General features: G+C 64.1%; 21 protein-coding genes. 1 reads left to right on the forward strand and 20 read right to left on the reverse strand.

Annotated features, from left to right (window positions below):
• Positions 1-7 precede the first annotated feature (7 nt).
• Genes BLR51_RS15745 through BLR51_RS15770 form a run of 6 tightly spaced genes read right to left on the reverse strand, consistent with a single transcriptional unit; the run spans position 8 to position 10,074 of the window.
• Positions 8-2,581, reverse strand: coding sequence for an SGNH/GDSL hydrolase family protein (locus BLR51_RS15745; RefSeq protein WP_089848717.1), 2,574 nt, complete (start codon positions 2,579-2,581; stop codon positions 8-10).
• A gap of 25 nt (positions 2,582-2,606) precedes the next feature.
• Positions 2,607-5,234, reverse strand: coding sequence for a phage tail protein (locus BLR51_RS15750; protein WP_089848718.1), 2,628 nt, complete (start codon positions 5,232-5,234; stop codon positions 2,607-2,609).
• Entirely contained in the window at positions 5,225-5,629 is a 405-nt protein-coding gene (locus BLR51_RS15755) for a DUF6950 family protein (protein WP_089848720.1), read from the reverse strand. Before BLR51_RS15755 ends, BLR51_RS15750 begins: the two co-directional genes overlap by 10 nt.
• On the reverse strand, positions 5,619-6,305 hold the full coding sequence (locus BLR51_RS15760; protein WP_089848722.1) for a hypothetical protein: 687 nt from the start codon (positions 6,303-6,305) through the stop codon (positions 5,619-5,621). Before BLR51_RS15760 ends, BLR51_RS15755 begins: the two co-directional genes overlap by 11 nt.
• Positions 6,302-6,994: a hypothetical protein gene (locus BLR51_RS15765; RefSeq protein WP_089848724.1), complete on the reverse strand. Its 693-nt coding sequence runs from the start codon at positions 6,992-6,994 to the stop codon at positions 6,302-6,304. Before BLR51_RS15765 ends, BLR51_RS15760 begins: the two co-directional genes overlap by 4 nt.
• Positions 6,994-10,074 carry a tape measure protein gene (locus tag BLR51_RS15770; protein ID WP_089848726.1) on the reverse strand — a complete coding sequence of 1,027 codons (3,081 nt, stop codon included), beginning with the start codon at positions 10,072-10,074 and terminating at the stop codon, positions 6,994-6,996. Before BLR51_RS15770 ends, BLR51_RS15765 begins: the two co-directional genes overlap by 1 nt.
• Before the next feature lie 21 nt (positions 10,075-10,095).
• On the opposite strand from BLR51_RS15770, the gene BLR51_RS15775 reads away from it, so the two are divergent.
• A complete protein-coding gene (locus BLR51_RS15775; RefSeq protein ID WP_089848728.1) occupies positions 10,096-10,380 on the forward strand; it encodes a hypothetical protein in 285 nt (94 codons plus the stop codon).
• Positions 10,381-10,509: 129 nt separating this feature from the next.
• Here BLR51_RS15775 and BLR51_RS15780 read toward each other — a convergent pair whose 3' ends face one another.
• The 14 genes from BLR51_RS15780 to BLR51_RS15845 form a co-directional block, all read right to left on the reverse strand.
• Positions 10,510-10,965 (reverse strand): gene transfer agent family protein, encoded by a 456-nt coding sequence (locus BLR51_RS15780; protein ID WP_089848730.1) that lies wholly within the window; start codon positions 10,963-10,965, stop codon positions 10,510-10,512.
• Positions 10,962-11,411 carry a phage tail protein gene (locus BLR51_RS15785; RefSeq protein ID WP_089848732.1) on the reverse strand — a complete coding sequence of 150 codons (450 nt, stop codon included), beginning with the start codon at positions 11,409-11,411 and terminating at the stop codon, positions 10,962-10,964. The genes BLR51_RS15780 and BLR51_RS15785 overlap by 4 nt, the downstream gene beginning before the upstream one ends.
• A gap of 102 nt (positions 11,412-11,513) precedes the next feature.
• Complete coding sequence (locus BLR51_RS15790) at positions 11,514-11,966, reverse strand: HK97-gp10 family putative phage morphogenesis protein (RefSeq protein ID WP_089848734.1); 453 nt, start codon at positions 11,964-11,966, stop codon at positions 11,514-11,516.
• Complete coding sequence (locus BLR51_RS15795) at positions 11,932-12,138, reverse strand: hypothetical protein (RefSeq protein ID WP_089848736.1); 207 nt, start codon at positions 12,136-12,138, stop codon at positions 11,932-11,934. The genes BLR51_RS15790 and BLR51_RS15795 overlap by 35 nt, the downstream gene beginning before the upstream one ends.
• Positions 12,139-12,151: 13 nt before the next feature.
• Positions 12,152-12,568, reverse strand: a complete 417-nt coding sequence (locus BLR51_RS15800; RefSeq protein WP_089848738.1) for a DUF3168 domain-containing protein — start codon at positions 12,566-12,568, stop codon at positions 12,152-12,154.
• On the reverse strand, positions 12,565-12,927 hold the full coding sequence (locus BLR51_RS15805; RefSeq protein ID WP_089848740.1) for a phage head completion protein: 363 nt from the start codon (positions 12,925-12,927) through the stop codon (positions 12,565-12,567). Before BLR51_RS15805 ends, BLR51_RS15800 begins: the two co-directional genes overlap by 4 nt.
• Complete coding sequence (locus BLR51_RS15810; protein ID WP_089848742.1) at positions 12,924-13,490, reverse strand: head-tail connector protein; 567 nt, start codon at positions 13,488-13,490, stop codon at positions 12,924-12,926. Before BLR51_RS15810 ends, BLR51_RS15805 begins: the two co-directional genes overlap by 4 nt.
• Positions 13,487-13,687: a hypothetical protein gene (locus BLR51_RS15815; RefSeq protein WP_089848744.1), complete on the reverse strand. Its 201-nt coding sequence runs from the start codon at positions 13,685-13,687 to the stop codon at positions 13,487-13,489. Before BLR51_RS15815 ends, BLR51_RS15810 begins: the two co-directional genes overlap by 4 nt.
• Positions 13,688-13,748: 61 nt before the next feature.
• On the reverse strand, positions 13,749-14,954 hold the full coding sequence (locus tag BLR51_RS15820) for a phage major capsid protein (protein ID WP_089848746.1): 1,206 nt from the start codon (positions 14,952-14,954) through the stop codon (positions 13,749-13,751).
• A gap of 30 nt (positions 14,955-14,984) precedes the next feature.
• Positions 14,985-15,659, reverse strand: coding sequence for an HK97 family phage prohead protease (locus BLR51_RS15825; RefSeq protein WP_207543640.1), 675 nt, complete (start codon positions 15,657-15,659; stop codon positions 14,985-14,987).
• A complete protein-coding gene (locus BLR51_RS15830) occupies positions 15,643-16,872 on the reverse strand; it encodes a phage portal protein (RefSeq protein ID WP_242656753.1) in 1,230 nt (409 codons plus the stop codon). Before BLR51_RS15830 ends, BLR51_RS15825 begins: the two co-directional genes overlap by 17 nt.
• The gene (locus BLR51_RS15835; RefSeq protein WP_089848750.1) at positions 16,869-18,587 is read right to left on the reverse strand and encodes a terminase large subunit domain-containing protein; all 1,719 of its coding nucleotides are present in this window, start codon (positions 18,585-18,587) and stop codon (positions 16,869-16,871) included. Before BLR51_RS15835 ends, BLR51_RS15830 begins: the two co-directional genes overlap by 4 nt.
• Positions 18,571-19,089: a hypothetical protein gene (locus tag BLR51_RS15840; RefSeq protein ID WP_089848752.1), complete on the reverse strand. Its 519-nt coding sequence runs from the start codon at positions 19,087-19,089 to the stop codon at positions 18,571-18,573. Before BLR51_RS15840 ends, BLR51_RS15835 begins: the two co-directional genes overlap by 17 nt.
• Before the next feature lie 216 nt (positions 19,090-19,305).
• Positions 19,306-19,665 carry an HNH endonuclease gene (locus BLR51_RS15845; RefSeq protein ID WP_089848754.1) on the reverse strand — a complete coding sequence of 120 codons (360 nt, stop codon included), beginning with the start codon at positions 19,663-19,665 and terminating at the stop codon, positions 19,306-19,308.
• Between the last annotated feature and the right edge of the window lie 3 nt (positions 19,666-19,668).

Genomic DNA, 19,668 nt, shown 5'->3' on the forward strand with positions numbered 1-19,668 from the left:
CGCCACCTCAGCCCGGCACGCACATCATTTCAAGCCATGCGACCGTCATGATGCGCCCGCCGCTTACGGCATCCGGATGGATATCGTCCGACGAAAACAGGGGGAAATCAGCGTCGCTGTCGTAGTCATCCGGGTGGTCGCCAAAATACGGCTGCAGATCGAGGTAGGCGGTGCGATTGGCAATGGCCAGCCGCCGCCCCTCCTGCGCATAGGCCGCGATCGGATGCACACGCGAGGTCTGCGCGTTTTCGGGCGGCATCATGATCATCAGATCCGGCGTCGCTGCGGCCAGCCGCACACGGTCGATCAAGGTCTGCATATCTGCCGACCACTCCGCTGTGGTATCGCCCTGCGACTGGCTGTTGGTGCCATCCATGATGGTGACAGAGTGCAGCCCCAGCAGCGCCCACGCGGCCACCTGCTGTGTCTGGTCCACGCTGGCCCACTGGTCGATCCACGATCCACTGCAGCCCAGCTTGTGGAACCTGACACCATCGGCATCGCTCATCGCGTTGTCGCCGCAGAGCGTGACCGTGCCGCTCACCACCTCGATCTGCACGGTATGCGCGCCGCCGGTCAGGGCGATGTCAAACGACCCGATATTGCCAACCGTGCCCTGCACATTGACGTTGCTGGACCATGCCCCGCCGTCGATCCGGTAGCGCACGACGCCATCCGCAGTCCCGATATACAGCACCCGCAGGGCCGTATGGTCGGGTGTCGCGGGCACGCCGCGCTCGATGTAGTCTCCTGCAGTGCTCGACGTGACCGCGCCCATGTCGGGCGAGACCGTGCCGGTATAGGTGCAGGCCCACGTGCCGCTGTAGCTCACCGGGTATTCGGTCGCCCGGACGTTGCCGTTGACCCCGCCGGGCTGGTTCGAGGGAATGACATAGGGCGTGGAGCCGGGGTTGAAAAAAGCGTAGCCGGTCCAGCCGCCGCCGCCGTCACCGTATTTCGCCACCAGATGCCGCGCGGCGTTTTCGGTCCACCGCGCCGCGCTCTGGCTGTAGCTGTCTCCGATGGCCGCGAAATTGATCTGATCTTCATACCCGAACTGCAGCCGCCCGAGCCTCATTTTGCCCTGCTTGAGCCGCGCCTTGTTGAGCGTCGGCTCCAGCGCAGACCCGACGAGCATATCGACCGGCACAGACATATTCAGCACGCGCCGCTTGTTTTCGTAGAGCGTCGCCTTAGCTGCTTTCTCAACCTGAAAAACTGTTTCGCTATACCGGAAAACAGTCGCCCGGATGAAAGCGATACCTTCCGGCACGGTATAGCTGCTGATCGTGCTGTTGCTGCCTGCCGCGCTTTGCGGCGCTTTACTCGAGTCAAATGCCGTCAAAAATCGCGCCCCTCCGCCGAGGGGGGGCATTCTCAGGCTATAGGTTTCGCCCTCCTCGACGGGGATGTAGTCCGAGACGGAGTAGGTCGCACTGGCAGTCAGCGCGCCAGCAGCATTCATGAAGAAGTCAGGCAGGATCGTGGAAGCGTCGTAGAGGTTACTCCCCTCCGCGGTAAACGACGCCTTTTCAGGCGACACAGACCCATCCTCGAACGATTCAGAAGTCAGGCCAAAGACTCGCGCAGGGGCGATGGCCCCGCCAAACGGGCGATAGATTTCCAGCGCCTCTGCGCCCTGGACAATCCAGTAATTGTCCGGTGTCGTATCGCCCGTGGTGTCGTATCCAGTGCGCGAATAGGCCGCTTCGTCAGGCGCAGTAAGGGTGTTTACTGAGCTGGCCGCAACGCCGGAAATGAATACCCGCGAGGCATCATACCAAGCGGTATTGTGCCGCTCCTTGAAGGTGTATTGCTGCCCCGCCGTGACCGGGATGAACCCGGTGACCGCAGTCCCCACGTTGTTCGCAAGTTCGCCATTCGAGGTGATGACGCGGAAATCCTCTGCCGCATCCGGATCGTTTTTATTGAAGATGTTCGGGCTGGTCGTCAGCACGTCCGCCGTGGCCGCCAGCGCAGTCACCACCGATGTGCCGCCCACGCTCAGGTTGCCAGACACGGCCAGATTTTCCGCCGTGGCATCGCCGGTCAGCGCGGCGTCGGCTGCGGGTGCTTTGGTGGCAAGAGCGGCGGTCACCGTGGCGGCATCGGCCTTGTCAGCAATCGCCGCCTCTGCCGCGTCCATGTCCTCCTGGGAGGCGGCGCCGATGTTGCCACGCACCTCACCCGCAAACGGGCCGCTGAACTCAGAAAGCCGGGCGCTGATGGAGAGTTTGCTGGCAAGCCCGCCGCCGTCCACCCAAGTCCACTGCCCCGCGCCGGTGCCAAAGGCGGTGTAGCGTCCGGCATTGTCGACAGTCGCGCTGGTCTGCGGATCGGAGTGGGTGCCGGTATCGTCAGGGCTGACCTCGGCCTGCTGGCCGATACCGTCGGGCGCGAGCGTGGCGAGGGCGGTCCAGCTCTCGCGCAGGATGCTGGCATAGGATAGAGCCGTGCCAAACTCTTGGTATTCGTCGCGCATCTCCGTCAGGAGCGTGGTCATTTCCGCAGGCACAGGGCGCTTGTTCGGATCGACTGGGCTGCCTTCAATGACCTCTTGCGGCGTCTTGCTCAGAGCCATGTGCTACCTCGTGCGGTGATTTGTGTCAGGAGATGGTGGTGGTGATGGGGCCAGACGCGGTGCCCGGGATCCCGGAGCCGTTGATCGGCGTCAGCCAGTAATAGACGGTCCCGGGGGCCAACCCTGCTTCGGTCAGCGTGCCGTTGGCATTGGCCGGGGTGATGACCGTGCCGACAAGGGTGGCGTCGGCATAGGTGGTGGTCAGGCCGCGCCGGATCTCGACGGCGCGCATGTTCCCGTCATTGGCCGCCGTCCACGCCAGATCGGCCTCGCCCGTGCCACCGGTGGCCGAGGCGCTGACGAGTGCCGCAGGCGGCGTGGCGTTGGCCGTGACGGTGATCGTCTCGATGTCGCTCCACTCTGTGCCCTTGCTGCCGCTGCTGGTGACCGTCTTCCATTGCACGTCATAGGTCGTGCCATCCGCGACCAGCGCGGAATAGGCCTGCAGCTCGTCCATATCGACGGTGAAATATTCATGGGCGAACGTGCCGGTCGGGGCATAGCGGAACCGGAAAAACAGATCGTCCCGCGCCGGGGCATCGAACACGGCCCGCATGCGCACCGCCTGCCCGCTGTCGGTCTGGATCGCCTGCGAGGTCAGCACCACGCCGGTGGCGTCGGGCAGGCCGTCGTCAATCTCCAGCTCGGGCGTGGGGGCCGGAGGCGCACCCTCTTCGCCAGCATTCAGCGTCCAGCGATCGGGCGCCAGCGGCACCACGGCCATGGTGCAGGCCGCGCCGTCGGCGCCCTCCTCGACCGGCCCGACAATCTCATGAGGCCCGTCGAAGACGGCGTCATAGGTCAGATCGATCGCCCGCTCCCGCTTGGCGAGGATGCCCTTGACGGTGGTGCCGAGCGCGGCCCGGAACCGCGCCTGCTCACGCCCGCCGATCGCCTTGGCCAGCCGCACCGCCTGATTATGCGACTGGCATGCCAGCACATCGACAATCAGGAAATTCGGCTCGCGCGCAGGGTCATAAAAGTCGGGATTTTGCCACGGCGCGCAGGGCTGCTTGGTGTAGCTGTGATCGGGGGAGAGGTAATTGACCACAACCCCGTCCATGGGCTGTTCGCCGTCATCCACGCCCTGCGTTGCCGCCGTGAAGATGTCGCGCGCCGCCGTGAGCGACAGCGTCGGCGCCCGGTATTTGCCCGGCACGGGATAGGCGCGGCCCTGATCGTCATAGGCCACGAAGGCGTCCATCGCCTTCAGGATCTCCTGTTCCCCCTCGTGCCGCGTCTGCGTGTCGGGGATTGCCACCCCGGCCCGATACCGCGGCACAGTATCGCCGTTGCGGTCGGTCAGAATGTCGTCGCAATCATCCGCCGCCGCCGCCACCATGTCCCAGTTGATCAGCGTGTGATCCTGCGCGCGCCCCCATCGGTTCAGTCGCCACCAGGCCCAGAGGATCGCCGGATTGCCGTCGCCCGGCAGCCATGTGGACGGGTCGGAGACGTCGACACCCTCGACGCGAGGATCCGGGACGCGGCTGAAATTGGCCACCAGCTGCACCGCAGGTTCGCCAATGCCGATCGGGCCGCGGAATCGCCGCATCCGAGAGAGTGCGGGCTGGCGGATCGACGCGCAGCGCACGATCGAGTAGCAGACCCCGGCCAGAAAGAAATCCTCGGGCAGCGCCGGGAAGGATTCGGTAAACCATTCGGGCAGATCGCCATATGGCTGGTCTGCGGTCGGGCTCACGGTGAAGACGTGATAGGCCAGCCGCTTTTCGCCGTTGTTGTCCCAGATCTCTGCATCGTCGTTCCAGCAGAATTCATCGGTTATGACCGACCCCGCGCGCAGCGCATCCGACCAAGGATCGGTCAGCACGAACTCCACATCATCGGTCCCGACCACCACATCGGTGGTCAGCTCCCACCGGCCAGCCGAGAGGCCGCCGCCGAACCCCCCGAAAGCGGAAGGCGGCGGGATCAGCAGGCCGCGCTCGACGCTGGCGCCGCTGGCCATGTCTGAGGCGCGGGAAAGAGAGAAAAACGGAGTGCCAGAGCCATCGGTCAGGCCGGTGGCGTCCAGCTCATAGGTTCCGTTCTCGCGCGCGTCGGTCTGGCCGGTCAGCAGGACGCGATCCCCATCCTCGCGCGAGGTGCTGGCCAGCATGCCGGACAGAACCAGATTGGTGGTGAACACCTGATCCACGGCGGTGCCGATGCGCTGGTCATACTGCTGCAGCTCGACCGGGATGCCATCGAGGTAATACTGCGGCTCGCCGACCAGCTCAGCGTCGCCGTGGATCACCACATACCAAAAGTTCCCGCCGGAATCGTATTCGGCAAAGGCGCCCGCCGCGCCGCCGATCTTGACCCGCCCGCCCAGCTGATAGCGCTCCGCCTGCGCGATGCGCGTGTTGACCTGCGCTTGTTCGATGCGCGGCGGCTCGGGCTGATCGGGGCGCAGCAGATAGGCGATGCCGACGTTCAGGAGCAGCGTTCCGAGGATATTTTGCCCCAGAAATGCGCCCAAGGCATAGCCGACGGCGGTCAGGCCACCGATGGCGCTTGCCGTAGCCGCTGCGACACCCGCCGCACCGGAGCCCGTGAAGCCCGCGATGAAGGCCGAGACCGGGTCAGCCGCCGCCAGCGTGGGCGTGATGATGGCCGTGGTGGTCAGCAGGATCAGCCGCATCACGCGCATGGCCACGCCTCCAGTACCGGCGCCGGCCAATCGACCAGCCCGCGCCCTTCCAGTCTGAGCATCGTCTGCCGCCCCCCAAGGAATATGCCTGTGATTTCGTGGCCGAACATGTCGACCACCACCGCCGCGCCCGGCACCGGCTCGCCCGGCACGAACCCGGCCCGCGCCATGCCGTGCCGCATCAGCCCCAGCGCGGCGCCGTGGCGCAGGCAGATCGCCTCCGCGCCCTCGGGCGTGCAGTAGCTGCCCCGCCACGGCGCCGCCGGATCGATGCCGGTGCGGTCCAGCAGGTAATCGCAGACGCTGATGATGCAGTCCGCTGCGCCCCATGCGAACGGCTCAGACCGCCAGCGCGCCCGGGCCCGCTCAACTGCCGGGTGAAACCTACCCGACACGGAATGTCCTCTGGCTGTTCTTGGCGACGAAGACGCATCCGCTGTCGCTTTCCAGCCCCAGCAGCCGGGCGCGGTCGCGCTGGCTGGTGTCGGTATAGGTGCCGCCCGGGTAGCGGGACCGGCCAGCCTCGCCAGAGCGCGCGGTGACGGTGGCGGAGTAGATGCGCTTGATCACGCCATCCTCGCGCTCCTCCAGCGCCTGGGAAAAATCCACCTTCTGCATCGTGAGCCGCCAGGCAAAGCGCAGCGGAGTGGCGGGCAACAGCCCCTCATCTGCAAGAAATATCGCGTGGTAGCAGGTCAGGCTGCGCCCCGCGGCCTTGGCCTGATCTGCCTTGATCGCGCTGAAGGTTTCATGATCCAGAAACGGCAGGCCGAATGTGTAGTTCGGGGCCGTTCCGTCCCGGTCATCTGCCACCGCAGGCGCCTGATGCACATTCCCGCCCATGCCATCGCGTGTTCCCAGCCATTCGGTGGCGGCCACCATCTGCCCGTCTGGCAGGGTCATCGGGTCACCCACGCCCACCGTCGTCGTCAGCAGGCCGACGCCATCCCACAGCCGGACGGGAGAGCCGTCGAAGTCATAGAAAAAGCAGCGCCTGACTGCGGCGCGGATATCCCATGCATCATCTGCGCCCCCAAGGGCGGCCAGCAGCTCCTCTTCGAACGTGCTCACAGCAGCGCCTCCACAAACTGCAGCTCACCGAGCGAAATCCGGTTTCGGCGGGTCAGCCCGACCAGGGCGGAGGCGGCATTGCGGCAGACCACCATGACGCGCGGGCGGAACTGCATCGCGTCGTCCGTGGTCACGGCCCGGCGCAGCGGCGGGCTGACAGAGATCGTCGCCACGTCGCCAGCGCTGTAGCTGATGTCCATGACCTTGTGGGCGAAATCCAGATTGCCCTGGCTGAACCCGATCACATCACCAATCACCAGCACCTGCCCGAATTCCGACAGATCGGCCTGAAACGACGCGCTGCCCCGCGCAGCCGAAGCCGCCACCGGTGCGGCCGGGCGCCAGCCCCAGTTTTCGCTGTTGGCCCATGGCTCGCCATTTGCCCACGGCTGACCGGCATCAGTGCCCCCCAGATCGGCGGCGGACACCAACTGGACAGAGGGCAGCAGGGGGATGCGCATGATCGCCCCCGCCGACAGCCGGGTGATGGTCCATGACGCATCCTTGTTCCGCGCGCGATCCTTCCAGAACGGCGGAAAGCTCATGCGCAGATGATACCGGCCACCCGGCTCCGGATTCTCGGTCAGGAATCCGCCAAGCGTCATGCCGCCCATGTCGGACTGTCCGGGCTGCAGGAACACCTGCCCAACATTGCAGAGCCGGGACCGCCAGTCGTAAATGGGGGGCATCACGGCGCTCCGTAAATCTTGGTGTTGCGGTTCCACGCAGGCAGATTGCGTTTCACCGTGTTCACGGCAGACGCCTCTGCGGCGCGTGAGCCCTGGATGACTGCCCGCTTGACGTAGGCTTGCACCCTGCCGTCATCATCGACGGTGACGCCGATTTCCCCGGTCAGCACACCCGCCACACTGCTGGAGGCTTCTGACCGCCGGGCCATCGGAATCTGCGGCGCGACACTGGGCATCACCGGGCCGCCATTGGCATAGCCGCCCATGCCCCGCCGCATGGCCTCCACCATGCCGACGCCGCCCGCGCGCCGCACATCCGACTGCGACCAGACCACCTCGCCCTTGTGGACGATCCCCGCCGGCGTCTTGCGCCCCCCGGGGCCGGTATAGCCACCACGCTCAAAGCCGATCGCGCGCAGGAAGGTGCCCACGGTGCCGCTGAGACCGCCGCCAGACCCAGCCCCGCCCGGCCCATCCCAGAGCCGCTCAAAGCTCTTGTCCAGAGTCAGCTCCAGCAGCTTGGCCCCGATCTTGGCGAGCGCATCTTCGAACGTCAGGGCACCGGTGATCAGTCCATCAAAGACGCCCTCGGTGAATGACCTGAAGTCGCCAAGCTGCGCCTGAAATTCTTCGTGACGCTCCGCCGCCATGGCCAGCGCGGTGTCCGCCTGCTGCCACTGTTCGGTCAGGTGGCGGACCTGCATCGCCAGTTCGGCGGTGATCGGCACGCCCTTGTTTTGCAGCTGCTGCAGCAGCTCCGCCTCTTTGCGGGCCGCCGCGACCGCAGACCCATAGAGATCTTGGCCGAGCGTCAGTTCGTTCAGCGCGTCAGCTTCGGCGCGCATGCCCTCGATTTCTTTCAGGATCGCGTCGTCATAGCGCTCCACGGCTTTTTCGGTGGAGCTTTTACCTTTGGATCCTCCTCCGCTCCGAGGGCTTCTGGCGTCGTCAGCGGCGAGGTTACCGGTCGCGATCGCGCGAATCTGATCCTCCGTCAGCGCCGCACCCGCTTTGGCAGCGTCGGTTCGGACAGAGGCCATTTCTCTTTCCAGCGCCAGCTGGTCTTTGGTCAGCGCCTGCAAGCGCTCCTGTTCAGCGATGAATTCTGCGCTGGCCTTAGCAGCCTTCGCATCAGCGCGGCGCCGGGCGACCTCAGCATTGCCATCGCCGCGCCCGGGTGTTGCCCCTCCTGCAGCAGCAACAGCAGCAGCGGCTGAGACGGCGGCGGCGCGAAGCGAATCCAGCACACCGATTGCGTTCAGAACATTGGCGATCAGCGGGCCGAAGCCGGGGGCCGACTCCCCAAGATCATCGATGGCGGCCCTGGCATCATCCGCCGACCGCTCCCCCTTCTCGAATTCGTCGATGATCGCGACGATCTGTTCTACCACGGGCGCGGCAAAGTTCTTTTGCCCCAGCAGATCCAGTTCATCCCGATAAGCCCGCAACTGGTCATTGGCCTCGCGCAGCGCCGGACTGTCGCCCAAGGCTTCCTGCTGTCGGATAAGCGCCTCGGTAAACGGGGCAGCATCCCTCAGCCTATCAACCAGTTCTTTAGCCGGAGCGCTGATGTCGAGCTGCTCAAGAGCGTTGAGGCGATCCCGAAGCTCCAACGCCGACATGCTGCCTTGCATAAGAGCGGCAGAGATCCGCTCGACTTCGGCAAGAGCTTCTTTGTCGCTGCTTTCGAACGGGCTGCCCCAAATCCCCGCCATCTTCTGACCGCGAAATGCTTCCTCGCGAATGACTGGCAGGGTGTCATTTTCGCGGCCCAGGAGCTGCCCCAACACCGTTCCATCCCGCAGCCGTTCAAGTTCTTCGCGGATTTCTCGAATCTTGCGCACACGCTCCGCCTCAGTCAGGTCGTCGATCGACGTTGCCACTTCGTCGATCGCATCCGCAGCCTGCGGCGCATAAAGCCCCAGCTCCTCCATTTCCGCCTTGAGGCGATTGGTGCGCTCCTCCGCCTTAGAACTGGCATCCGAATACAGCACCATCGCCGTGGCGGCTGTGGCGCCCAGCAGGAGGCCAATCGGACCAGCCGCTGCTGACACACCAGCCAGCGCCGTGGCGATGCCCGTGATGCTGGACGCTGCCCGCGCCGCCGCAACGAACTTGGTGATGGCGCCTGCAGCGAGGCCAAGCTTGGCGATCATGCCCCCGATCGACCGCCCCAGCAGGCCTGCAGCGAAGATGCTGGCCACCTTCAGCGTGACATCGGCCACCGTGTCGAAATTGTCCGCCAGAGCCGTCAGACCAGCCACGAGACGCTGCGACGCTGACAGGCTTTCATCGGTCTGGCCGATGTATTGGGTGAAGGCATTGTTCACCCGCGTGACGCCATCCTGAATGGTGGCGTTGGTGGTGGCGAACGCGGCCTCAATCTTCGGCTGTGCCGCAAGGATCGCGCGGAAGACGCCCTCTGAAGTGATCTTCCCCTCTTCCCCGAGCTTTTTCAGTCCGGCGATGTTCACCTGGTAAAAATCGGCCAGCGCCTGGGCGAGGATCGGCGCGTTTTCCCGGACCGAGCGCAGTTCATCCCCCTGCAAGATACCGCTGCCCAGACCCTGCGAAAGCTGCAGGATGCCAGCAACCTGTTCAGATGCTGCAGCACCGCCCGCCTTGAACGCCTTGTTGACGATCTCTGTGGCGCGGGCGACCTCCAGTTCCGACTTGGCCACGCCCGCCGTCGACCGCAGCAGTTTGGAGTAAAGGTCCGCCGTCTCTGCAAGCCCGCTGCGCGTGTCATCGGCGATCTTGTTCAGATCTTCTAGGCTGCGGGCCTGCGTCCCGGCGATCTGAGCCGAAGCCGCGATCTTGTTGCCGGCCACTGTCCATGCGTCCGCGTAGCGGGCCACTTCACGAACCGAAAGCGCGGCACCGATACCAGCCAGCGGCGCAATGATCGACTGAGCCGCGCTGCGCCCGATACCGTCGAGATTTCGGCTCATATTGCGGTAGCGGTTTTCAATCGCCTTTGCCTGTTTCTGCGAAACGCCGACCGCCTTGCGCATCTCCCGCTCGTATTGCTTGATATCCGCAGAGAGCTGGACAATCAGCTTTTCGACATCAACTGCCATTTCAGACCCTCAGGAGATTTCATGAAACTTCGCATGCGTTTTTCGCCAACCGGCTCGCTCGGCGCGATCTTCTTCATCGGTTCGGTCGCGATCAGCGGTTATTCCTACGTCGCGACCATGGAGCGTCTCACCCGCGGGCAATCGCCCGTCGGCATCCAAGGTGAGCCTTATCTTTACGTGCTTCTTTCGACGATCGCCGCGCTAGGCATTGCAATGATGCTTGGAGGTCGAGAGATAGTTTCCGATGGAGATTTGATCGTCGAGGACTCGGGGCCTGACGGCATCCCTACCCGCTCCGATCAATGACGCCCTGCCAAAGATCGTCCTCTTCCTCGGGCGTGATCGCGGGGCCATCCTTGGCCCCGTGCGCAGCGCTCCAGCCTTCTATCGCCGCGTTGAACTGCCACCATGAGCAGCGTCCGACCTGATCCGGGCTTAGGCCGATGGCGGCGCCGCTTCCGTAGATCTGCGCGAACCGGACTTTTCCTCGGGGAAGTGGTTCGCGCTGGTCTCGCCTTCCCCCTCCGGCTTTTCCGGCTCATCTTCCGGCACGCCCTGCAGCGCGACGCTGATCACAGAAAACGCCACCGGCATGTTTTCCGCAAACTGGCCGGGGCCGACATAGGCGCGGACCTTTTTGAGCGCCGCCATCGCCTCCATACCGCCTCCGATCAGGCCAAGGCGGATCACCTCGGACACGTAGGCAGGCGACATGTCCCGAGGGGGCGGAGAACCGATGCTGCTGGCCAGCATGGCCGACTGCAGCGCCCACTGGACATACCACGGCCCTGCGTCGCACTTCTCCTGCAGCTCGGTCAGCTGCGCGATGGTCAGGGCGAACGGATAGGTTCCGTCCGCCCAGTCCAGCGTCACGCTACCGCTGCGGCTCATGCGCCCGTGGTCCGTTCATAGGTGATCGGGCCATCGGACTGCATCGAGATCGACGCGGTGACCCGCTCACCGCGCGTTCCGGTGATTTCGAAGGATTCGAGGTGGAAGGCGCCGGTGTAAACGTCGCTGTCGCCATCCGGGTATTCGAATTCCACCTCGCACTCGATGCTGTCTTCGCTCGCGAACGCAGCTTCCCAAGCGGGAACGGCGCTTTTTGCCAGAACTCCCTCTCCAGTGATCGAGCCCGACCTGCTCTGGGTATCGCGGACGCTCCAGGGCGCGAGGTCGGGGTTATCGCAATCCGGCAGGTTCGTCTCGCCAAACGTCTTCGTGCGGTTGAAGGATTTGCTGGTGAAACCGCAGGGCGCGGCAAAGGTCGGGGTTTCTGCCCCATCGGAAAGCCGGACGAAGAACTTTCCGAACTTGATCGTGGTGGGAAGTGCCATCTCAGGGCTCCATAGAAAAGCCCGCTGGATCAGCGGGCATCGGCTTGCCGAAGGCCATGTCTCAGCACCCTGCCGATGGCAGGCATTTCAGCGCATGCGGCGTCAGCCGCCCTGCGCCGTGGCGCGCGCCGCATCGCGGACGGCTTTGCGAACCTCGCGGCGCACCTCTTTGCGGTAGGCGCGCCAGCTGACATAGAAATACGGGCTGGCGGGCATCTTCGTGGTCCCGAATTCCAGCCACCGCGCGTAGAAGGCGATGGTGCTGCCCGCGTAGATGGTCAGTGTCAGGTCACCGCCGACGCCCGCCCCTTTCAGCGTGGCGATGGCAAAAGACCCTTTCGGCGCCTGCCCCCATGTCCAGCCGATGCTGTCACGCAGCGTGCCGGGCGGCTGACCATGCGAGCCGTCAGAGCTAGATGGCGCCAGCCTCTTCATCATGGCGACGATCTTGTCGGCGCCCTTTTCCATGGCCGCGCGGATGCGCGTTTTGGTTGCGGTCGGAAGCCGTTTCAGCTTCCGGTCAAGTCGCGCCAGATTGAGGATCTTCGTCGGCATCGGCCTCGCCCTCCGCGCCTTTGACCGCCTCGATCTTGACTGCGGCGCCGGTGGAGATGGCCTTTTCCGCGCAGCGCCGGGTGACGTTCTTCCGCGTGCCTGCGGCATAGCGGGTCGAGGTGTTCGGCGTAGCGCGCCAGCGGAACACCCGTGTGAATTCAACCCAAGGCATGGCGTCTCCCTTCTCAGGTTTCGGTTTCGATGATCGACCGCACTGAAATGACCGCGTGCGCGGTCAATCCGTCCGGGTCTTGGAAAGCTCTGATCGAGGCAACTTCGATCAGCGCCAGCGCATAGGGGTCAGGCAGCGCGAGGTCGGCCCGGTGGAGAGCTTTTCGGATGGCGTCTGCGATGCGCTTGGCGCTAGAGAGGCGCCCGTAGTCCTGCGCCCAAACGTCGAGCTGCAGGACGTGCTCCACCCCGTCGATGCAATCGGCGTCCGCATCGTCGCTGTCTGCAGGACCGAAGGTCACATCGGGAAAGACTCGCGCACCCTTTGGCGGCGGCGCCTCATAGACCCGGTTATTGACCAGCGCCACGACAGCGGCGTTGGCCAGCAGCGTCTCTTCGACCAGCTGCTGAAAGGCATCGGCGGAACTCATGTCGCGACCCCGCTTTCAGCCGTGATCTCCAGCCACTGGCGATCGACGGTCGGCACCACGGCCCGGACGTTATATCGGGTGCCACCGCGCACATCGCGCATCACCCAGTCCGTCGTGATGGAATCCGCCACAGACGAACGCCGAATAGTCACGACGACAGGTTGCTTGCCGTCCAGCCTCGCTGCCTGCACCGACTCACCACCACGAAGGTAGCGAACTTTTCCGTTACAGATCAGCAGATCAGGCTGCATCCCGACTTGAACGCCACGCGCATCATAGACTGGGCCATCAAATGCAAAACGGTCCCTCAAGTTCCCCGCAGGCTGCTGAAGCCTTTGGCTCTTCCGCTGACCGATCATATGACAGACCAACGATAAGGCGCGATCAACCGATCGTACGCGGGCTCAGCGATGGAAATGCCCTCCCGTTCTGCAAACATGTGAGCGACCATCTGCAGAATCGCCACTTTTATCGGAAATGGCACCTGTGCAGCGGACGCGAACCCGCAGGTGAATTCCACGAAGATCGGCGCAGGGCTGTTCTCATCAAGCGGCGGATTTGACCAGTCACGCGGCAAGCGCAGCAGGGTGCCGGTCGCGATCGCGTGACGGGTGACGCTCGGGCCCGGCTGCTCTGCTCCGTTGGGGTCGAGATACCGGATTTCAGCTGCGGAAACATCCGGCGCTGGCAGGATCAGATCTCCGCGCCAACGGTCCAGATGCAGCTGCCAGGTCTGGCTGATGATCGCCCGCCCGAGCACGCCGGAAAAGCCGTCAAAATGGGCCGTGGCCGCGGCAATCAATGCGGTGATCTCGTCATCAGATTCGCTGTTCTCGACAACGGCGTGTTTGCGGCAATCCTCGACCGTGACCGGCATCTCCGCCGGGGCCGTCACGAGAGTGGGCCGAAAGGGCGCGGTCACTTGGAGGCCTTGTGCTTCGGGGCCGACACGCCCTTGTTCTGCACCGGCGGAGCCGCCTTGTTCAGAACATCAGGCGCCGCCTTGCGCAGCACGCCGCGGTCGACCAGTTGCTGCACCTCGACCTCGCGCGCGTCGCGCGTGTCCCCGACTCCATACCATTTGTCGCCTTGGTGGGCGCGCAGAACATCGAATTTCATGGGCTGTCCTCCTTCGGCTCATTGAGAGGGCGGGATGACCCGCCCTCCTTAAGAACCGACCTCACTCGGTGACGAAGCCGAGATCCCCGTAGATGAAGGCCTCGGGGCGGTAGACCGCCAGCGCCAGCCGCTCCTCACCCAGCAGGGTCACGAGGTTGCGGGTGAAGTCGTCGTTGACGTAACCCGCCTCCACGCGCGCGTCCCAGCGGTCGAAGATCTGTGCCCCGAGCCGGAATGCGCCGGTCAGGAACTTGTCGACACCCATCGCCTGCGTGGCGACCACGGGCAGGTTCCAGAGGGTCGGGCTGATGCCGCCCTGCGGGTTGCCGATGATGTAGCGGCCATCGGCATCCTTGGTCAGTTCGATCCGGGCCCAGTCGATGGGGTTCATCACATGACCGGTGGCCGGATATTCGGCCAGCGCCGCCTGCAACATGGCGAGCCGCATGGTGTCGATCGCGGTGGCCGAGGCCGGTGCGAAGGCGGCGGAATAGGCCGTCGCATTGGTGATCAGGCCCGACAGGTTCTGACCAGTCCCGTCGCCATTCAGCAGCTGGTTCTCTTCGGCAAAGGCAAGGCCGTAGATCAGGCGCTGATCGATCATCGAACGCAGGAACGAAACGTCATCGAGCGCCTGACGGCTGACCTTCATCCAGTGGGCGATAACCTTCGCGGAGGAGCTTTTCAGGTCCAGCTTGATGTCAGACGACGGCTTGACCGCGCCTTCCGCCACCGGCGCCGCGTTGTTGTTGAACCCCGTCTCCTGAACGTATTCGATCGAGGTGCCTTCCATCCGCCCGGACGACAGCAGGTCGCGCACAGTCATGCGCCGCTGCGGCAGTTCCTGCACCCCGGGGAGCCGCGTGGGTGCTGCACCGTCGCCGACCGAGCCATCGGCGTCGGTCGTCAGCATGGTCAGATTCGCCTTCACGCGCAGATCAGCCTTGCCGCTGCTCGGGCTGCTTTCGAGCCATGCTTTGACGTTCTCGTCCTCGACGAAGCGCTGACCGAGCGATTTGCGCTGGATGTCATCCTGACCGCCGCCGCGTGCCATCTTCTGCTCGAGATCAGCCATCTGGCCGGTGAGCTCGTTCATCTTCAGCAGCGCTTCGTCGGCCTTCTCCTTCAGCGTCGCGGTCAGAGCCTCGCCGGCCTTCGCCTTGCCAAGCGCTTCGTCGGCGATGCCCTTCACGTCATTGATCGACTTTTCGTGCGCAGCTCTGATCTCGGCGGCAAGTTGCTCCGCCGTTTTGGTTTCTCCCGCCATGGGAACCTCCGATATGTGGGTGTGTGGCCGTCAGGCCGAGAGGGCGCGCAGAAAAGCGAGCCCTTGATCCGCATCGGCAGGTTCCCCCTGCCCTTTCAGGTGGAGGCGCGCGGCACGCTCCGCCTGTGCATTCGAGAAGCCCAATCCCTTGAGCCACAACTCGAATTGCCGCTCTGTCAGCCGGTCCCCGGCCTTGAGCATTTCCGAAAGATCATGATGCGCTTTCGCCGCCTTCACGCTGGCGACGGTGGCATTCTCATTGGCGCCGATGGAGACCACCGACACCTCGCGAAGGTCCAGCTTCTCCAGTGTCCAGACTTGGGTGTCGGTATCGACCGAATATTCCCGGATCCGATAGCCGATCGACAAGCCGTCGATGTCGCCTTCCTTCAGCAGCGCATAGGCCTCCTTGGCCTGCTGCACAGCCATGTTGAGCTTTCCGCGCATCAGCAACCCACGCGCATCTTCGCTGGCCTCCAGCCATTTGCCGATCGGGCGGCTGCTGTCGTGCTGCCAGAACATCTTGGGCATCGTGCCGCGACTGCGGTGCTCTTCAAGGCTTTCCGTGAAGGCGCCCGGGGCGATCACATCGCCATACACATCGGGATCACCGCCAAAGGTCGAACCGTATCCCTCAAATTCCCCCGTTTCCTTCAGAGCCTTGATCTCTAGGACCGGGCTGGCAACCTTATGCATTGCTTCCATCACCTGTCTCCATGTTCGATCCGGCTTCCGTGATCGGGACGTTCTGCATCTGCATCCGTGGCACGTCACCGCCTTCGACAGGCGGCAAGTTCTCGCGCTCGCGGACTTCGTTGATGGTCAGCCAGCCATTGCTGAGGCCGGACTTGTAGAAATTCGACCGGCTGACGCTGTCACCGCGCAGCAGGCCCTCGATATTGAACTCGACGTAGAAGCCCCGCGCGCGATCGACGGGGGTCAGCAGCTGCTTGTTCACCGCCTGCTCGATCCGCTTGAGCCTGCGGCGGAGCGTGAATTTCTGGAAGGCCAGGGTCTGCTGCTCCAGCCCGGTGCCCCAGCTGCTGCTCTTCTCGGTGTGGCCGATCATGTGCGGCGGAACGCCGAAGAAACGACAGACTTCCTCGACCGAGAATCTCCGGCTTTCCAGCATCTGCGCGTCTTCCGGATTGATCGTCAGCGCCTCCCATTTGGTGTCACCTTCCAACACCATGGGGCGCCCGGCATTCTGCGCACCGACGAATTTTTCCACCAGCTTCGATTCTGCCACCGCGCGCTTCTCGGGACTGAGCCATTCCTTGAAGGTCAGCGCGCCAGAGGGCCGCATTCCATTTTTGAAGGTGGTCGACGCCGCCTTGTCGACCGCGCGGGCAAGGCCAAACGCCTGACGCCCGAAATGGAGCGTCGACATTCCACCCAACGGATTTCCGCCGAAACCGCGGATGTGGAGCATGCCGGTGTCAAGCCGCACCTGATGGCGGCCCTCATCGGTCCATCGGTATTCAAGAGCACCATTCGGCAGGCGTCGAACGCTGACAAAATCGGGGCGGATCGGGACCAGTGCCGTCAGCTTGCCGCCGCTGCCCCTTTCGATCGACGCATAAGCATTGCCCCAAAGCTCCAGAGAGGCCGACACAAATTCCCAAAAATCCAGCGCGGTCTGATCGTAGTTCGGACTGTCATGCAGCAGGCGAAACAGCGGGTGATCCCGCGCCACCTCACGGGTGCCATCCCCAGCCCGATAGGTCATCACCGGCAATGAGCCGATCGTGCCGGCCAGGAGGTTGGTGCAGGCCCAGACTGCGGAAAGCCCGAGCACGGTGGCATCGCTGACAACCTCGCCGCTGTCTGCAACCTGCGTCGATGGCGCCCACCCCTCCGGATCTCGCACCGTCAGCGGACGGACGATGGCGGATTTTATCCATTCCGTCAGCTTCAACTCGATGCCTCCAATGCGGCGAAATAATCATCGGACCCCGCAACACCAGTCGCGATAGGGTTCCAGCTCATCAGCATCACGGCGTTGAACATCGCCATCAGCGGGTCGATCTTGGCCGAGCCGCTCACCGCTTTCGTCACGATCACCGCGTTGCCGCGGGCTTCGGTCTTCGCGTTACCCACGCACCAATCCATGATCCGCTGACCGCAATGGATCATGGACCCGTTCTTCAGCTTCACCGGGGCCATCTTGATGGCGGCGTTGAGCTTGTAGCCCTGACTGACCGGGCGGATATCCTCGATGCGGAAGCTGGCCTCGGTCAGCGCGTCGATGATGCTGCCGACTCCCTCCGGGTCCATCCCGATGCCATCCTGCTCCGGCATCCGACCAGCCAGCTTCAGGCGGCTGCAGATATCGACGATTTCCGGGTTGGCCTCAGCCTCGATATTATCGACCAGCTCCAGCTCGCCCGCCGCCACCAACTCTTCCAGCTCGGTCGCAATGCTCTTGCGCAGCGCGAGCACATCCCGATCGGCCCATGCCTTGACCCAGACCTGCCACGCCTTGGTTTCAGCGTGACGACCCATCACACAGAGGCCGAGAAGGTCATCCAGGCCGCCGCCGTCGATCCCGACCACACAGACCTCCGACGTGCGGATGATCTCGTCGAGCGTGAGCACCTCGCGCGCCGCTTTGCCCCAGTAATCCGCACCCACCCAGCGGTCATCGTGGAGGCCAAGGCCGATCTCGATGTTGAGGTGCTGCGACACCCAGACCTGTTCGGCCTCGGGCGAGATCGAGCCGTTGTTGGTATAGTCGTCTTCCAGCCGCTGGCGGTTGATCGACCGCCCGAGGTTGGGCAGCAGCAGCCCCCAGTTTTCGCGCTTGCGCCAGAACGCCTCCATTTTCTGGAGTTTTTCCGGGAACTCATACAGCACCGGCAGCATAATCGGCGCCAGACCGGCCTTGCCGTCGCGGACCGCACGCGCCTTCTGGAGCTCGGATTTCCAGATCCCCGCGGGGCGCTTGTCCGACTGGGTGGTGATCATCATCAGCTGACCACCGTTCATGGTGATCCCGCCGCCCCTGATCTGCTGCATCACCTGAATCGCGCCGGCCTTTTTGCCCAGCTCGTGCAATTCGTCGATGAAGGTCGCCACCGGGATCTCACCGGTGATGATCGAGGTGTCGAACGTCTTGACGTCCAGATGTGTCCCCGTCTTCACGCGGGTGATAGTCTTCGTGTGATCTTGCACCGAAAAGATGCGCTTCAGATCAGCGTCCAGCCGGATCATGCCCTGCGCCTGCGCAAAGCAACGCGCCGAGATGTTCTGCGACGGGCCGATCAGCAGCATCTGCCCGTTCGGCACCTCGCAGAGGTAGAGCGCGGTGAGCGCCAGCGCCGCCGTGTAGGTGCTCTTGCTGTTCTTCTTTGGCACCATGCACAGGCATTCCCATACCGTGCGTTCCAGCGTTTCCGGATCCTCGCTGGCCAGAAACGCCACCAAGACTTCCTTGAACCAGTCTCCGCAGGCCTCCCGCATGGTTGGGTTGCCTGGCACGTCAGGCAGGCGAAGTCGGTTAAAGAAGGCCAGCGCCTTCGCGGCTTTGTCCGCATTCAGCGGCACATCCGCCATCGGCGTTTCGCCCGCCTTCAGCTTGGCCCACCAGTCCGGGCAGGCGAAGCGCGGCAAAGCCTCAGTGACGATGACCACCCGAGGCCTCACGCTCCAGTTCGGCCATCAGCTGGGCATCGGCCTCTTCGGCGGCGCGCGCCGCCGATTCCTTCTTGCCGATCCGCTCCTTAGGCTTCGGTTCGTCTTGATCTGGGCGCCCCATCCGTCCCTCGGCCAGCATCATGTCGTTCTTGTCGACCAGCTTGTCGAAGAACCGCATGGCGCCGACATTGCCCTGTTCGAAGGCGGCGGTGGCCGCGACCTCCAGCTGCCGAGCAATCAGCCGATCGCGGGCGAAGTCGCGTTCCTGAAGCTCGGATCTAAAATACCGCTTTAGCGTCGGTTCCGAGATGTGCTTGCCGGTGCGTGGGTCGATGATGCAGCGCGCGATCCGCGAGTTTGACCAGCCCATTGCCAGCAACATACTGACTTTGTTTGCGTTTTCCTGCGTCCGCTCAAATGCCGGTCGACCGCGCTTGCCCTTGCGGGTGAAGACGCGGTTGCCCCACAGATCGACCACCTCCGAATTTTCGTCTTCCAACAGAAAAAATCCCTAGATGTGGGGGACGCGGGTCTGGGCCGTTTGTTCCCCCAAAGTTCCGCCTACCCCCCCCCTGTGTTTCCCTGACACCACACTTTCGGCCCAAACCGCGCCTTTTCGGCAACATTTCGGCCATTTCCGGGGCCATCGCGCAACTTTATTGCGCCGCGCCCGGCCCCGCGGCGATCTCGGGCCGGATACCCGCCGGGATGCCAATCAGGCCAGCCCGCGCCGCTCCAGCCGCTGCTTGGTGCTGTCGTGCCATGCCTTGCTGACCGACTGGAGGTTGTCTTCGTCCCAGAACAGCGCCGGATCGCCGCGATGCGGAATGATGTGGTCGACCACCGGACTGTCGGGCGCCGGGTGCTTTCCGATCAGCAGCACCCCGGTCTGGCGGCAGATGTAGCTGTCGCGCTCCAGCACCTTCAGCCGCACCCGCTGCCAGCGCGACGTGTTCAGCCAGTCCTTGGATCGGCGCGCCGGGTCTTCCTTGGCCTGCGCAGGCGCCTGCGCGCTAAGCCGGGAGCGAGGCGGGCCAAGCCGGGGCGGCATGCCGCGCCCTTTCAACTGTCCCATGCT

Source organism: Salipiger marinus, assembly GCF_900100085.1.
Taxonomy (GTDB): domain Bacteria; phylum Pseudomonadota; class Alphaproteobacteria; order Rhodobacterales; family Rhodobacteraceae; genus Salipiger; species Salipiger marinus.

Coding starts and splice junctions, on each gene's coding strand:
- BLR51_RS15745 (WP_089848717.1), bottom strand. CDS start 2,581: ATGGCTCTGAGCAAGACGCCGCAAGAGGTCATTGAAGGCAGCCCAGTC.
- BLR51_RS15750 (WP_089848718.1), bottom strand. CDS start 5,234: ATGCGCGTGATGCGGCTGATCCTGCTGACCACCACGGCCATCATCACG.
- BLR51_RS15765 (WP_089848724.1), bottom strand. CDS start 6,994: ATGCCCCCCATTTACGACTGGCGGTCCCGGCTCTGCAATGTTGGGCAG.
- BLR51_RS15770 (WP_089848726.1), bottom strand. CDS start 10,074: ATGGCAGTTGATGTCGAAAAGCTGATTGTCCAGCTCTCTGCGGATATC.
- BLR51_RS15775 (WP_089848728.1), top strand. CDS start 10,096: ATGAAACTTCGCATGCGTTTTTCGCCAACCGGCTCGCTCGGCGCGATC.
- BLR51_RS15780 (WP_089848730.1), bottom strand. CDS start 10,965: ATGAGCCGCAGCGGTAGCGTGACGCTGGACTGGGCGGACGGAACCTAT.
- BLR51_RS15785 (WP_089848732.1), bottom strand. CDS start 11,411: ATGGCACTTCCCACCACGATCAAGTTCGGAAAGTTCTTCGTCCGGCTT.
- BLR51_RS15790 (WP_089848734.1), bottom strand. CDS start 11,966: ATGCCGACGAAGATCCTCAATCTGGCGCGACTTGACCGGAAGCTGAAA.
- BLR51_RS15795 (WP_089848736.1), bottom strand. CDS start 12,138: ATGCCTTGGGTTGAATTCACACGGGTGTTCCGCTGGCGCGCTACGCCG.
- BLR51_RS15800 (WP_089848738.1), bottom strand. CDS start 12,568: ATGAGTTCCGCCGATGCCTTTCAGCAGCTGGTCGAAGAGACGCTGCTG.
- BLR51_RS15805 (WP_089848740.1), bottom strand. CDS start 12,927: ATGATCGGTCAGCGGAAGAGCCAAAGGCTTCAGCAGCCTGCGGGGAAC.
- BLR51_RS15815 (WP_089848744.1), bottom strand. CDS start 13,687: ATGAAATTCGATGTTCTGCGCGCCCACCAAGGCGACAAATGGTATGGA.
- BLR51_RS15820 (WP_089848746.1), bottom strand. CDS start 14,954: ATGGCGGGAGAAACCAAAACGGCGGAGCAACTTGCCGCCGAGATCAGA.
- BLR51_RS15825 (WP_207543640.1), bottom strand. CDS start 15,659: ATGGAAGCAATGCATAAGGTTGCCAGCCCGGTCCTAGAGATCAAGGCT.
- BLR51_RS15845 (WP_089848754.1), bottom strand. CDS start 19,665: ATGGGACAGTTGAAAGGGCGCGGCATGCCGCCCCGGCTTGGCCCGCCT.